Annotated in this window: 13 protein-coding genes; 4 read left to right on the top strand and 9 right to left on the bottom strand. The window is 36.4% G+C overall.

Annotated features, from left to right (window positions below):
* The first annotated feature begins 574 nt into the window (after window positions 1-574).
* Window positions 575-2713 (top strand): LTA synthase family protein, encoded by a 2139-nt coding sequence (locus G6534_RS03105; RefSeq protein ID WP_059075102.1) that lies wholly within the window; start codon window positions 575-577, stop codon window positions 2711-2713.
* Window positions 2714-2777: 64 nt separating this feature from the next.
* Here G6534_RS03105 and G6534_RS03100 read toward each other — a convergent pair whose 3' ends face one another.
* Genes G6534_RS03100 through G6534_RS03090 form a run of 3 tightly spaced genes read right to left on the bottom strand, consistent with a single transcriptional unit; the run spans window position 2778 to window position 5695 of the window.
* Entirely contained in the window at window positions 2778-3395 is a 618-nt protein-coding gene (locus G6534_RS03100; RefSeq protein ID WP_059075101.1) for a GyrI-like domain-containing protein, read from the bottom strand.
* Window positions 3396-3449: 54 nt separating this feature from the next.
* A complete protein-coding gene (locus G6534_RS03095) occupies window positions 3450-4946 on the bottom strand; it encodes a sensor histidine kinase (protein WP_059075100.1) in 1497 nt (498 codons plus the stop codon).
* Window positions 4946-5695: a response regulator transcription factor gene (locus G6534_RS03090; protein WP_010020345.1), complete on the bottom strand. Its 750-nt coding sequence runs from the start codon at window positions 5693-5695 to the stop codon at window positions 4946-4948. The genes G6534_RS03095 and G6534_RS03090 overlap by 1 nt, the downstream gene beginning before the upstream one ends.
* 97 nt (window positions 5696-5792) lie before the next feature.
* Here G6534_RS03090 and G6534_RS03085 point away from each other — a divergent pair, with 97 nt between their 5' ends.
* On the top strand, window positions 5793-6569 hold the full coding sequence (locus tag G6534_RS03085; protein WP_182083131.1) for a Cof-type HAD-IIB family hydrolase: 777 nt from the start codon (window positions 5793-5795) through the stop codon (window positions 6567-6569).
* Between the two features lie 50 nt (window positions 6570-6619).
* Here G6534_RS03085 and G6534_RS03080 read toward each other — a convergent pair whose 3' ends face one another.
* Together G6534_RS03080 and G6534_RS03075 are read right to left on the bottom strand one after the other, a co-directional pair.
* Window positions 6620-7615 carry a zinc-binding alcohol dehydrogenase family protein gene (locus G6534_RS03080; RefSeq protein WP_059075098.1) on the bottom strand — a complete coding sequence of 332 codons (996 nt, stop codon included), beginning with the start codon at window positions 7613-7615 and terminating at the stop codon, window positions 6620-6622.
* Window positions 7616-7719: 104 nt separating this feature from the next.
* On the bottom strand, window positions 7720-8385 hold the full coding sequence (locus G6534_RS03075; RefSeq protein ID WP_059075097.1) for a hypothetical protein: 666 nt from the start codon (window positions 8383-8385) through the stop codon (window positions 7720-7722).
* A 317-nt stretch (window positions 8386-8702) separates the two neighbouring features.
* Between G6534_RS03075 and G6534_RS03070 the strand changes: the two genes are divergently transcribed.
* Complete coding sequence (locus G6534_RS03070; RefSeq protein ID WP_182083130.1) at window positions 8703-9251, top strand: NADPH-dependent FMN reductase; 549 nt, start codon at window positions 8703-8705, stop codon at window positions 9249-9251.
* A gap of 576 nt (window positions 9252-9827) precedes the next feature.
* Here G6534_RS03070 and G6534_RS03065 read toward each other — a convergent pair.
* Window positions 9828-12455, bottom strand: coding sequence for a glycoside hydrolase family 3 protein (locus G6534_RS03065; protein WP_059074974.1), 2628 nt, complete (start codon window positions 12453-12455; stop codon window positions 9828-9830).
* A gap of 555 nt (window positions 12456-13010) precedes the next feature.
* Window positions 13011-13196, bottom strand: a complete 186-nt coding sequence (locus tag G6534_RS03060) for a hypothetical protein (protein WP_059074975.1) — start codon at window positions 13194-13196, stop codon at window positions 13011-13013.
* A 77-nt stretch (window positions 13197-13273) separates the two neighbouring features.
* On the opposite strand from G6534_RS03060, the gene coaBC reads away from it, so the two are divergent.
* Entirely contained in the window at window positions 13274-14464 is a 1191-nt protein-coding gene (coaBC, locus tag G6534_RS03055; protein ID WP_059074976.1) for a bifunctional phosphopantothenoylcysteine decarboxylase/phosphopantothenate--cysteine ligase CoaBC, read from the top strand.
* A 72-nt stretch (window positions 14465-14536) separates the two neighbouring features.
* On the opposite strand, the gene lpdD is transcribed toward coaBC, so the two are convergent.
* Window positions 14537-14944: a prenylated flavin chaperone LpdD gene (gene lpdD / locus G6534_RS03050; protein ID WP_059074977.1), complete on the bottom strand. Its 408-nt coding sequence runs from the start codon at window positions 14942-14944 to the stop codon at window positions 14537-14539.
* Entirely contained in the window at window positions 14944-15516 is a 573-nt protein-coding gene (locus G6534_RS03045; protein ID WP_059074978.1) for a UbiX family flavin prenyltransferase, read from the bottom strand. The genes lpdD and G6534_RS03045 overlap by 1 nt, the downstream gene beginning before the upstream one ends.
* Window position 15517: the final 1 nt, after the last annotated feature.

Below are 15517 nucleotides of genomic sequence, written 5' to 3'. Positions count from 1 at the left end.
TCTTTCTTAAGCTAGATCAGTTTGGGATTCCGTCCTCCATAGCAAAGAAAATTTGGCTGGAACGTAGTGGGCACGATTTTGAGCTTTTGCATAAACCAAGTGCGCAAAATCTCAAAACTCGACCTTATTCTAAGCAACAAGTTGCTAAGAATAATTTCACTACTGAGCCAATTTTCTTTGCTATTCCGGACTAGACAGTGGTTCTATATCTTTATGACCAAACAAATAAGCCTCAATTCAAATAGATAGTTACTCGACTATATCTGAATTGAGGCTTTTTGATTTACTTGAGATAAAAATAAATGTCGTTATTCAGTGTGGCTGCTTTGTGGACACTCAGTACTGAAATTTTACTTAGCGATTTATCGCTTTTGTAAAAGGCCAAGTTTTAAGACTGTTCTCGGTTCTGGAATTGGCTTAAAGTTGCGCTCAGTACGTTCCAGCGTCCACAAAGTAAAACGGACGACGACACCTAACGATAACCAGTGCCTTAAATCAGCTAAAGCTGGCTTTTTTTCTTTTCCGAAATAACGTATCATTTAATCATTGAATTAATTTAGTTATGAGGGATATTATGCAAAAAATAAAATCCATATTGAACACGCGATTAGGATTCATGGGTTTCCTAGTCTTGTGTCTATGGTTAAAAACAGTGGTTACCTATTTTCTGGACTTTGGCTTAACTATCAATAACTTATGGCAATACTTTTTTATGATAGTCAATCCCTTGGCAACACTGGTTTTTTTATTGGGATTAGCTCTCTATATCAACAAACCCAAAATCTCATACATAGTCATGGGACTTATTTATCTTGCTGACTCAATTTTCATTTACGCTAATTTGCTATATTATCGTGAAATGGCCGACTTTATCTCTGTCAGTACAATGCTTGGTGTTACTAAGGTTGCTAAAGGTTTAGGGGCTAGTACTTTAAGTTCAATGCAGCCAAGAGATTTAATTTACTTGATTGATTTTGTAGTAATTATTTTATTATTCACAACTCGTTTCGTAAAAATCGATCAACGTCCCTTTAGAAAACTCAATGCCCTAGCTACTAGTATGTTGGGTATTGCTTTATTTTCTGCCGATTTAGCAGGTTCTGAAGCTAATCGTCCACAATTACTTGGAAGAACCTTTGATCACTCTTATATCGTGCAATATCTCGGCATCAACTCATTTTTAGGCTATGATTCAGTTCGTTCAGTTCAAAACAATCAAGTACGCTCTAGTGCAACTGAGGCTGAGGTCGATGATGTTTTGGATTATGTCAATAATAATTATGCTAAACCAAATCCCAAGTATTTCGGTAAAGCTAATGGCAAAAATATCATTATTATCCATCTAGAAAGTTTTGAACAATTCTTAATTGGTATGAAAGTTAATGACCAAGAGGTCACTCCATTTTTAAACAGTCTTTACAATGACCAAAATACCCTTTCGTTCGATAACTTTTTCAATGAAGTTGGTAACGGTCGAACTAGTGATGCTGAAACGATGCTCGAATCAGGTTTATTCGGATTGCCTGAAGGCTCATTTTTCCAAAAACTTGGTGGCGACAACACTTTCCAATCAGCACCGGCAATTTTGGCCCAACAAAAGGGTTATACGAGTGCCGTCTTTCACGGTAATATTGGAAGCTTTTGGGGACGAAACATCACTTATAAAAATATGGGCTACAATTATTTCTTCGACAAGAGCTACTATGATACTAAGGATTCTGATACCTTATCGCTAAATGGTTATGGTATCAAAGACAAACTGCTCTTTTCTGAAGGAGTCAAATATCTAGAGCAAATGCAACAACCCTTCTATACCAAGTTCTTAACCATCACTAACCACGTTGGATATCAATTTTCTGACGAAGACAATGCTGGTTTCCAAACTTCTGACAACGAAAATTCTGTTGTAAATGACTATTTCAAAACTGCCCACTATCTCGATAAATCTGTTGAAGAATTTTTCAACTATTTGAAAGCCTCTGGATTGGAAAAGAACACCATAGTCGTACTTTACGGTGATCATTACGGATTAAATGACGAACAACACAAGGCTCTTTCGACAATGCTTGGCAAAACCCCAGAGACTTGGACAAAATTTGACAATATTCAAATGCAGCGCGTTCCTTTTATGATCCATATGGACGGTCTAAAAGGTGGAATTAATCACACTTATGGTGATGAAATCGATGTCCTACCAACAATCTTGCATTTAGCTGGAGTAAATACTAAATCGTACGTACAATTAGGAACCGATTTACTTTCCAAACAACATAATTCAATCGTTGCCTTCAGAAAGAAAAGCTTCGTAACGCCAAAATACACTGTTATCAGAAATGGAACTTCGACAACTGTTTACACCAATGAAACTGGCGAAGAAGTTGACATGCGCAATAACCCTGAATTAGTCACTAAAGTTGCTAAATGGGAGAAGGATGTTGATACTAAGCTGAAAACTTCTGATAATATCAACAATAAAAATCTGCTCCGCTTCTACACACCAAATAATTTCACACCTACTGATCCAAATAATTATTCTTACTTGAATCAAGTGCAACAAATGGAAGAACTTCGTAACAAACTTGGAGACAAATCAACTAGTCTCTATTCAAAGAATGGTAATAAATCAACGACTGATCTCTACACAACTGATGCGGTACAACTACAAAATGATCGTACGCCGATTGACAGTTGGGATTATTTAAATCAAAAATAAAAAAACTCCAATAAATGCCTAAGAATTTAGGACTTATTGGAGTTTTTTTAATAAGAAGATATCTTTATTTAATTTGATATCTTAAGATAGTTTTTAATTTGTCGGGTTCCACTCGGCGGGCATCAGATAAATAAATTTCACGATGAACCTTAAATATGCGTTGTTTATTTTCACTAGCGACTAAATCGTCAATTTTCTTAAAACTAGCAGGCTCATCATCATAACTACCTACATGCAATATTTGGGCTACTTCCATAGCCGGATATTCTTTAATCTCAAGATTATCTATTTCAGCCAAAGATTTCTTTTCTTTGACCGATTGCAAGGCTGATTTAACCAAATCATCAGAAACAAAATCTGGGATTCTAATCATAATGTCATAACTGAATTCATTTTTATCTAAATAATCTAGTTGCTGACCTTTTTTCGTCAATGACCAAACGCCTTCCAACGGAAATACTACATAATCGTCAAATTCTTGAGAGTCTGCTACCTTTTTATACGCACCCTTAATTCCATATGCGGCTGGATACAAAATTTGAATCTTTTGAGAAAATTCAGGACCATTAGGATTACCAGTCCCAGATAATGAGATAAATTTTTGTTTTGGAATATTTAAAATCACTGGCTTTTTCTTAGTTGAATAAAAGTCACGTTCAAGCTTACGCCATTCATATTTCATCAGTTAATCCTCCGTAATATATATCAAAAAAGTACACCAAAATGGTGTACTTTACTAGTCTTGTTTTTGTTTATCTTGCTTGTGCTCATATCCTTCGTCAAATAATGTCACAGTAAAGGTAGTTCCTTCATTGAGCTTACTCTTAACTTCAATTTCACCACCATGATTTTCCACCAATTGATGAACGATTGAAAGTCCGAGTCCTGATTCACCATACTTACGATTCTTACGAGATGGATCAGCTTTATAATAACGATCCCAAATATTTTTGACCTGATCTTCAGACATCCCGATACCAGTATCAGAAATTATGAAGACTGAAGCGTGACGTTCTTCATTACGACTGCCGCTAATAAAGATTTTGCCATTATTAGTAAATTGAATAGCATTTTGCATGATATTAAAAATAACCTGTACAAAACGGTCATAATCAGCGTAAGTCTTCAATTCACCTTCATAAGGTTTCAAAATCAATTCATCGCCAGCTGTCTTAGCTTTTTTATCCAATTGTGAAGTTATATCATGCAATGGTTTATTGGCATCGAAAACTCGTTTGGCCATAGTAATTTGGTTAGTTCTAATTTTCTCATAATCCAAATTCTCATTAACTAATCGAATCAAACGTTTAGTCTCATTGCGCATCAATTGAATACTTTGACCTTTAGACTCTTCAGGAATGGCATCATAAGCTAAGCCCTCCAACAGTCCATTGATGGTCGTTAGTGGTGTTCTCATTTCGTGAGAGGCATCAGCCATGAATTCCTTACGACGTTGTTCCTGACGCTTAATTTCAGTATCAGAAGCCTCTAGTGACTTAACCATTTGGTTGAAATCATCTGCCAAATCGTCCAGTTCATCACGACCTTTGCTTTCAATGTGTACTGAGAAATCATTATTAGCAACTTTCTTCGTTGCACCACGTAGTCGATTGATTCGATCAACTTGATACCTAGATAATATGAAACTCAAAAGTATCGCAGCTAAAAGAGAAATCAATAAGGCAAAATAAAGTCGACTGTTGATTTCACCAATATTAGTCTGCAATTCAGAAACATCCGATCCGGCCCAAACAGCCGCTATCAATTTTCCATTTTGGAACCACGGTGTTAAGACGTAAACATAGCTCCGATTATCGTCCTTTCGAAGTCTAGGATTACCTTCAGCATTTTGTGATTTTTGAATATTACGAATCGTCTTACCTTGCTTAAGCTTTTTCCAGTAAGATTGTTTCAAGTGCAATTTTACATTTGTTGGTGGCGTTGGATAAACTTGGTTGTTGTTATAGTCAAAAATAGCAAATTGAACATTTCTCTCTGACAATACTTGTTCAACCGTTCTAATATTGTCGCCAGTGATATTATGAATCTGCCCAGTTTTAGGATCAGTTTTCAAAGCTATCTTTTCCAGATTACCAGCATAACTTTCCAAACTCTTGTAGGTCCGATTGTATTCCCAATTCGTAGCTGCACTAGTAACGGAATACAAAATAATTCCAAGAGTCGTCAAAATAACGATCAAAAAACTCAGCATGTTTTGATAGATTAGTTTCATTATGCTTTATTTTTTGCTCCTGTATCATCAAATTTGTAGCCGACACCCCAAACAGTTTCAATAACTTGAGGTCCAACTTTTTCAATCTTTTGACGCAATTTCTTAATGTGAGCATCAACGGTTCTTTCTTCACCAAAATAATCGTAATCCCAAACTTGTTCTAGCAATTGTTCACGAGAGAAAACTTGTTTAGGTTTACTTGCCAAAGTCTTCAACAAATCAAATTCCTTTGGTGTCAAATCAGGAATTTCTTTACCATTTAGATATGCTTCACGTGTATTTGAATTCAATTTAAAGAAACCAGTATTGATGTCAAAACCATCGTCAGCCTCTTCCACTTCAGCATTAACCGGTGTCGATTCTGCCAATTTTTCGGCCATATTTTCATCACGACGGTGAATGGCCTTCATTCTAGCAATCAAAGTAATCGGGCTGAATGGCTTTGTAACGTAATCGTCAGCACCAAATTCCAAACCGAGCACTTGATCACTTTCCGTATCACGAGCCGTCAACATGATGATCGGAACAGTTTTGGAAACTTTTCTAATTTCCTTAGCTACTTCCATCCCGTCTTTTCCCGGTAAGTTCAAGTCTAAGGTAATCATATCCCATTTATCTGGGTCTTCATTAAACATATCGACCGCTTCATTACCATCGTAGGCAAAGCTTGCTTCCCATTTTTCTTTTTGAAAGAACATGCCCATCATTTCAGAAACAGACTTGTTATCCTCAATCATTAATATTTTCATAAACATATCACTCCATATGTGAGATTTGACTATATCATTACAATAAAAATTGTTACCATATTACTAGTATACAAAATAAAATTAAGTTGGTGATTTTTTGCAAAACAATTATCGTGGTACCGTCTTCTTTGATTTGGACGGAACTCTTCTAAACGCCCAATCTCGAGTGGATGACTCTGTAGCGACAGCGGTCCACCAATTAAAAGAGAACGGCTACTTACCAGTTATCAGTACTGGACGCTCCCCTATTGAAATTGAAGCCGCTACTAGTACGACTGGTATTGATACTTATATTACTTTAAATGGCGCATTTGTCCAATCACAGGATAATATTATTTATCAAAATAATATTAAACCTGAATTAGTAAAACAAGTTATTGAGCAAGCAAAGAAATTCGGTGACAGTGTTAGCATGCACTCACCGACTGAATCATTTCTTAGTGAAGCCAGTCCCTTCGTTGAAGAATTTTATCACGCCGTTGATATCGACTTGCCTTCAATCGATCCACTCTTTTACCAAAAAGGTGACGTTCCTATGGTTGTCGTAGTATCTGGCGGTGATTCAGAACGGTATCAAGAAAAGTTCCCTGAATTAAAATTCTATAAAACTGGTCCTTATTCAATCGATACAGTTGAAAAAGACGTTTCTAAGATGAGTGGTATCAAACATCTTATTAAAGGCTTAGAACTAGAAGACAAACCAGTTTATGCATTTGGTGACGGAACTAACGACTTACCTATGATCAAATACGCCGATTATGACATTGCTATGGGTAATGGTATAGATTCAGTTAAGGACGCTGCTACTTATATTACCACTGAAAACGTTAACGGTGGTATTGTTAACGGCTTGAAACATTACAATTTAATCTAAACTAAAGAGGATGATACTTACTAACAGTATCATCCTCTTTTTAACTTAAATTAAGCTTTAATAACTACTTTCCCCATCATATGACCGGCTTCTACTAATTGTGTAGCTTTTTTAATATTCTCTAAATTAAAACCGTGGAAGACTTTCGTTACAGTCGAAGTAATCATGCCACTATCTAGACCTTGAGCTAATTTTTCTAAATAGTCACCTTGTGTGGACATTGAATCCAATTTAAATTTAGCTTTGGTAAACATCCACTCCCAAGCAAAATTGACCGACTTTTGTTTCAAATCAGCAATTTGTGATTCACGTAGATTGGTAATTGTCGCAAAAGTTCCAAATGGTTTAATTAGTTCAACAATTTCTGACCAGTGTGGATCGTTATCGCTCAAGCCTAAAATGTAATCAACATGTTTGATTCCTAAGTCATGAACTTGCTTGATCAAGTCATGATGATGATTGACCACTAAATCAGCTCCTAAGTCTTTGACCCAGTTAACCTTTTCTGGTGTCGAAGCAGTAGCAATTACCCTTAGACCGGCTAAATGGGCCAATTGAGTGGCAATTGAACCAACACCACCAGCACCATTGATAATCAAAACAGTTTTATCGCGATTATCTTGAGCCGGATTGATCTGCAACTTTTCAAATAATAATTCGCTAGCTGTCAAAGTTACTAATGGCATAGCGACACTTTTTTCAATTGAAGTTTTCTTGGGTGCATGAGCTACAATCCGTTCATCAATTATTTCATATTCTTGATATGAACCGTCACGAGTATAATCACCAGCAAAGAACACTTTGTCGCCGACTTGGAAATTTTTAACCTCACTGCCGACAGCGTCGACTACACCATAACCGTCATAACCTAAAATTTTAGGATCTGACAAATCTTCAGCAATTTTCTTTCTAGTAGCGATGTCCACTGGATTGATCGAAATTCCCTCAATTTTGACTAATAAATCTCTTCCAGTCGGATTTTCTTTAGCCTTTTCAAATTCTGTAAAACTTTCAAATTTATTATTAGTGACACCAAATGCTTTCATTTATTACCCTTCTTTTTAATAGCTTTTCTTAATTGTAAAACAAAAAATCCGCTAACCCCAACTTTTTGGTGAAAACGGATTTATAATTATTCGAATGTATTTGTTTAACCAATAATTTCAACGGTTGCACTAGTAATTCCGTATGAAGGAATCATACTGTTTGGCATTGCCATATCGATTTGGTATGGATTGTCGTAGGCAAATGTTCCAGTATCGTTAACAGTACGATAATAAACATCTCCTTGAGTTGTCGTAATCTTCAAACGTGATCCACGTGGAATTACATTTAAATTAGTGGCAACTCCTGAATAACCCATATCTGATCCTAAAACAGCTGGATCATAAAAACTGATTTTGAAAGTCCCAACATTGCGACCACTTGATTGCATTTCTACAGGTGGTTCTGCGGCAGCTTGTGTAATTGCCTGTTGTGATTGTTCAATTTGTTCTGGTTGTGATTCTTGAACTGGTGCATGATCAACTTCTTGTTGAAGTGTTTCTACATCAGCCATATTTGGATCTTTTTCACTGTTATTAATACCTGGCATAAATTCTTTGTTACCTGGTAATGATACCTTCTTGTTTAGTGTGTTAGCATCATCATTAACTGTTTGATGTGTCTCCAAGTTAGTTAATGTTTTTTGAAAATCCGTTGTATTACTTACTTGTGCAGTTGAAGTATCAGCAGCATATGCGACTGTATATCCCATTCCCCCTGTGATGATCAAACTGACAATAAGTAGTGCATCTAATTTAATTTGCTTTAGCAACTAATCTCTCCCCGGTTTTGTGTTTACCAGATGACACTATACAAGACGAATATGACAAACATATTACAGGCACAATAAAAAAATTCCAGCGAACTAAATTTCTGTAATCTAATTGTAATGAAATTCATATTTTGATTTTTTATTTATGATATTTTGACAAAAGTGATGAATTATAACATATTGTGAATTGGTTATCAATATTTTTGTAACCGATTACCACCTTGTAAAAAAATATTTTTGTTTGCGAGAACAAATATTTGTTGAATGTTTTTTTTTATGCTAATTTAGAAATATCGAAGGATATGGAGGAGTTTTATATGTCAAAAAAAATTGCTGTTGTAGTTGGTAGTTTACGTAAAGGATCATTCTCAAAACAAATCGCTAAGAATGTTATGAAATTATTCCCTAGTGATTACGAACCAGAATTTGTTGAGATTGGTAACCTACCACTTTACAACGAAGATATCGATACACCTGAAAATGTTCCTGCAGAATATACTGCATTCAGAAATCAAATCAAGGAAGCTGCTGGTGTTCTATTCGTCACACCTGAATACAACCGTTCAATTCCTGGTGGCTTGAAGAACGCTATTGATGTTGGTTCTCGTCCTTATGGTCAAAGTGCTTGGGACAAAAAGCCCGCTGCTGTAATCAGTGTTTCACCTGGTGCTATTAGTGGTTTCGGTGCTAACCATGCCCTACGTCAATCACTAGTATTCTTGAACATGCCAACATTGCAACAACCAGAAGCTTACATCGGAAACGTTACAAAGATTCTCGATGAAGATGGCAACGTTGCTGAAGGTACTGTTGGATTCTTACAAAGTATCGTTGATGCCTACGTTGAATTATTAAACAGATACTAATTAATACAAAAAAGCGAATCAATTCTCAATTGGTTCTTTCTTAAGTTAGGTTAGTTTAGGATTCCGTCCTCCATAGCAAAGAAAATTTGGCTGGAACGTAGTGGGCACGATTTTGAGCTTTTGCATAAACCAAGTGCGCAAAATCTCAAAACTCGGCCTTATTCTAAGCAACAAGTTGCTAAGAATAATTTCACTACTGAGCCAATTTTCTTTGCTATTCCGGACTAGAAAGTTGTTTCATATTTTTATGGAATCAAACAAATAAGCATCTATTCAAATAATGGCAGCCGCGTTAATTGGCTGTATTTGAATAGATGCTATTTTTGACTTTGATTTATTTAAAATAAACGATAAATGATGTTATTCAGTCGGTAGTGGCAGCTTTGTGGATGCTCAGTACTGAACGATTTATCGCTTAGTAAAAGGCCAAGCTTGGAGATGATTCCCGGTTCTGGAATTAGCTTCAAGTTGCGCCCAGTACGTTCCAGCGTCCACAAAGCAGAACGGACAACGACATCTAACGGTAACCTAACTTAAGAAAGAACCCTCAATTGAATTGGTCCGCTTTTTTTGTGCCTAATATTTTAATTTTAAAACTGTCTTCAAAACGTTAATAGCTGATTTCTGCAAATCTCCTAAGTACAAATCATTGTTATCTTTCCATTTACCAGAAAGCAAAACATGATGATTATCAATAATTTGAGCCACGCCATCGTAAACCCAATCTTTGAGACGATCCTTTAATTTAGAATCGTCACCAATTCTAAGTTTTACTATTACTTCCCCTTCATTATCAACTATGAAGTCATTCCACATCTCTGTTTCAACACTGCGTTTCTTTAAGAAGTCATAGTCGTGTTTGATCAATAAATTACCTTGTTCATCAAATTCTGGTCCAAAATCAGTTACTGCACTCATCAATTCTGATTTTGAATTTCCAGGCATGATCAAGTCATTCCCAGCATGCATACTTTGTTTAGGGTTAGCTGAACTGAACCAATCAGTCATTACGAGCCCGTCAAAATGCCATTCATCACGTAAAATATTTGTCAATAGTTCAAAATTACTACCTGAGAAGATACCATTAACACGATTGTAAGATGTCATAACAGCGACTGGTGCACAAGTCTTAATAGCAATTTCAAAATTACGTAAATAAATCTGACGTAAAGCTTGTTCACCAATAACACTGTTTCCATAGTTTCGATGACTCTCTTGATTGTTACCGAAGAAATGCTTGATCGTTACACCGATACCGTGATGCGTTTGAACACCCTTAGTTTCAAAAGCAGCCATTGTTCCTGATAAATATGGATCTTCTGAGAAATACTCAAAATTACGACCACCGAGTGGATCACGATGAATATTCATCCCAGGAGCCAACCACAAATCGATTCCAAATTCTTTTAATTCCGTTCCAACGGCAAAACCAACCTTTTCAACCAAATCCTTATTCCATGTTTGGGCTAAGGCTGTTCCGATTGGCCAAGCTGTTGCAAAATGTTCAATTACCTGATCATCTTGTTTATAAACAGGTTCAACTCTAACTCCTGCGGGACCGTCAGCCATGACAATTGGTGGAATCTTCTTATTTTTGATTGTACCAGTTTGACCAGCAGCACCAGGAACTAAATCAGACGAAATCCCAACGACGCCATTTTTGTTAGCTGACATTTGACCTTCAACTAAATCGACTAACTCTTGATCAGTCAAGCTAGCTACAAATTCAGCTAATTCAACATCGCCACTACTTACATCATCAAAGGTTTTTCCCGTAGCATTTCGAACGTGTTCAATAATTTGATTCAACCCTTTGCCGGGTAAATCCTCACGTTTTTCGACAAAAGTTGTTACATCATTTTTTTCTTGGTAATGAGCAAACTTGGTTTCTGGGAAATTAGCGGCCTTCAATAGGAAGAAAGGTACACCACTAACATTTTTTAAAGATACTTTATTAGTCGTCAAAGTAGTTGGGTCGATTCTTGGTACTAATAAGTCATCAACTTTTTCTAAAATAACTTTCTCATCTAATTTAAAGCTTGCAACCACTTGAGTATTTCGAGAACTATTACCAACTCGCAAATAATAAGTACCTGGCATCAAGACATAAGCGCCTAGTTCTGTATCAAAAATCCTCAAATCAGCCATTGGTACAGTGAATTCTAAGGTTTGACGAGCATTGGGACGTAGTGACGTTGTCTTTTGATAAGCCACTAAATCTTGATAAGGTGTAGGAATATCAGTCTGAGGCTTTGAAACATAAACTTGTACAGTCTCTTGACCAGAAAATTTCTCACTGCCATTCTCAACTGCAACCTGCAAGCGAATTCGTTCCTCGTTGATATTAACTTTTTGAGTCTTTAAGAAAAACTTTGCATAACTTTGACCAAAGCCAAATTCAAAACGTGGTTTAATTCGGAAACTATCAAAATAACGATATCCGACATAAATTCCTTCAACATATTCAGGATTAGACATCCCAAAATTTTCAGAACTAGGATAATCTTCATAGTTATAAGCCCAAGTATCAGTTAATTTACCAGAAGGAGTTTTAGTCCCATCCAAAATCGAAGCCACAGCATCACCAGTTGTCATACCTAATTGAGAAACTAAGACGACACTATCAAGCATTGGACATTGATCGATAAAACTAGTATCCATAACGCCGCCAACATTTAATAGGACGATACTATTAGAATAAAATTGACTCATTTGGATGATATTTGATAACTCATTATCGGTTAACTTAAAATCGCCTTTGCGATTGCGACGATCATAGTTTTCACCAGATACACGCGAAATCACATAAATCCCCGTTACCGCATCCTCAAATTCGGCAATCTCTGGGTCTTTAAAAGTAAAACCGGGTGCCAAAATTGCCATCGGGTCATCTTTTAGTTTTTCATCGTGCTCTTGTTTTTGCTGTTGATAAAAACGTTGCAATCGCATCAACCAAGACTTAGTTGTCACTGTAAATCCAGCATTTTCTAAGCCCTGTAAAATACTAACAACGCTTCTTTGATTAACGTCACCAGACCCAGTTCCACCTTTTACAGTGGCAAAAGCACCGTGTCCATATAGAGCAACTGTTTTATTTTTTAATGGTAAAGTTTGATTTTTATTTTGTAATAAAACGACAGCCTCTTGAGCGGCATCTTTAGCCAACTCTTGATTTTCAAGCTCTCGTTGAGAAATATTTTCCATCTCAAAACCTCTTCTCTGGTGGAAATTTTATTAACTTAATTTTACACTTTTATGTACTAAAGGTCGAAATTCTAAAAAGTATTTTGAGTTGTACTTTAACTGCCGTCGTCCGTTCGGCCCTGGAAAATTGCTGGAGAATGTGTCCACAACTTGGAGCCTTTGCTAGGCAATAAATTGCCAAGAGAAATTTCACAGCTGAGCATTTTCTAGGACCTCACTCCCGACTAGATAGTGATTTCTATCTTTATATAAATAACTTCAGAAAATTAATAGAAGATATTATTGGAATTGCAGTATATTGCTGTGGTTCTGGTAGTATCTTCTTTTTATATGGTGCTGTAAAAAATAAATAGAAGTTGAAATTTAGTCGGTAGCAAAAGCCCTGTGATGGCTCAGCCGCCAAATTATTCTTAGCAACTTGTTGCTTAGAATAAGACCCAGCTTTGAAATGCTGCGCACCTGGTTTATGCAGTAGTTCAAAGTGGCGTCGGCAGCGTTCCAGCCAATCACAGGGCTTTTGCGGACGACGGCATATTTAACTAAACCCAAATTATCTTATTTAAGAAACTTACTAAACAAAAACTTATGCACGACAACCACAATAGCTAACAAAATAACCCCAATCAAAACTTCACTAAATAAAAAATTCCATCCTAACGCCTGGAAAATATTCAAAAGCGGATTATTCAAAATCGAAACCAACAATAAAAACAAAATTATGTCTGCTGTATAAATACTCATGTTTTCCTCCATGTACTAGCTAATAGTATATCCAAAAATTGTATAATAATAGTAGAAAAAATTATACGAGGTGAAAAATGTTAAAGGATAAAAACATTGCAGTCTATGTCAGTGGCGGCATTGCTGCATACAAAACACTCAATGTCGTTAGAGCATTAATCAAACAACAAGTAAACGTACAAGTCATTATGACTAAAGAAGCTCAACAATTCGTCACACCATTGACGTTTGCTACTTTGAGCCAGCGACCCGTCATTACTGATAATTTTACAGCTCAAACTAGTAACGATGACTTTATTCCCCACATTAAACTAGCTTTGTGGACTGATTTAGCAATTGTTGTTCCAGCCACAGCCAATATTATCGGAAAAATGGCTAACGGTATCGCTGACGATGTCGTCTCAACCAGCTTATTAGCTACCAAAGCTCCTAAGTTAGTCTTCCCAGCGATGAACACTGACATGTTAGATAATCCTGCTGTACAAAGAAATCTGCAATTCTTACAAGCTAATAATGTCAAAGTTATTCAACCAGCAACTGGCTTTTTAGCTGAAGGGATGACTGGTAAAGGCCGCTTACCTGAATTAGACGAAATTATGACTTCTATTGAAGAGTTCTTTATTGAACCTAAACTCAAGGGTCAAAAAGTTATTGTCACTGCCGGTGGTACTAAAGAAGCTATCGATCCAGTTAGATATATCGGTAACCGCTCTTCTGGTAAAATGGGCATCGCCATGGCAAAAGTTGCTCGTAATCTAGGTGCTGATGTTACTTTGATTACTAGTGTTAAAACCGAGTTATCCGGTGTCAATAAAATTGAAATTCAAACAGCTGATGAATTGATGCAGGCTTTAAAACAAGAATTTCCACAAACTGACGTATTAGTTATGGCCGCTGCGGTTGCCGACTTTAAGCCAATGACAGTTGCTGACCAAAAAATCAAGAAAAACCCTAATGAAGATATCTTCACTATCAAATTAACCAAGAATCCTGATATTCTAAAAACTATTGCGGCTACGAAAACTAAGCAATTTGTCGTTGGTTTTGCTGCTGAAACGCAAAATCTTTTGGACAACGCTGAGAAGAAACTCAACAGTAAAAATGCTGATGTTATCTTAGCTAATAACGTTGCTCAAGCTGGTGCCGGATTCGGTGTTGATACTAACAAAATAACCCTATTACAAAAGAATCACGCTCCAGAAACTTGGCCCCTGATGTCAAAAATCGATGTCGCCAAGAAGTTCTGGGACTTCTATTTACAACAATAATCTTAATTTAACATTTTTACACCCCAACAAAAAAAGGCTTAGAAAATCTAATTATGATTTTCTAAGTCTTTTCTATTGCGGATTTTCTGAATCTGAATAATAAATTGGTTCTGGAGAGTCGAAACTAGTTTGTTGCAACCAGTCCTTCAAATCTTCTCCGAGTTTTTTAGCCATTTGCGAAGAAACAGCAATTTGCTTTTTAGAAATATGATTAACGTGAACACCAGCAGTTATCGTACAGCTTCCTGGCAAAAATGGTTGAACTATTTTTGCAATCCGAACGGCTAAAACATCGTCTTTGTGGAATCGGCCGTCATGGCTCGGATAGCGGATCGTCTGGATTTCAGTGTCCTTTGTCAAAGTCGTCACTGTTCCAATATGAGGCGTATCACCACCAGTTACCGTTACAAATAAATCTTTACCGATTACAAATATTTCTAAATCCATTGTGTAATTTTCTTGTGTAACTGAGAATTTCATTAAATCCCCTCCCAACGACCGTCGGAATCATTTTCAATTCTTAAAGCATCTAATTCTTTCATTGTCTGATGATCAACTAAATCTTGAATGGTTTGTGGATGATTATAAAAAGCTGGAATAGGAGGAATCATTTGTACGCCCATTTTAGATAATTTAGTCATATTTTCCAAATGGATCGTATTTAATGGCGTTTCTCTGGGAACAATAATTAATTTACGTTGTTCTTTTAAGGTGACGTCAGCGGCACGAGAAATTAAATTATCACCGATACCAACGGCAATACTGGCAACAGTCTTCATACTAGCAGGTACGATTACCATCCCATCAGTCAAAAATGAACCACTGGCAATCGTTGCTCCTAAGTCACTATCACTGTAAAAATAATCTGCTAACTGCTTAATATCTGCTAGAGACATATCAGTTTCTAGTTGCAAATTCTTTTTAGCCCAAGCACTCATGACGACGTGTGTTTCTACGTTTTCAATTTGACTTAATTTCTTCATCAAATCAATTGCGTAAATCGTACCTGAAGCACCAGTAATTCCGATGACAATTTTTTTCTTACGTGCCATA

This window comes from Companilactobacillus pabuli (assembly GCF_014058425.1).
Lineage (GTDB): Bacteria > Bacillota > Bacilli > Lactobacillales > Lactobacillaceae > Companilactobacillus > Companilactobacillus pabuli.
The sequence above is the reverse complement of the archived record's forward strand: the minus strand, read 5'-3'. Positions and strand labels throughout refer to the sequence as shown.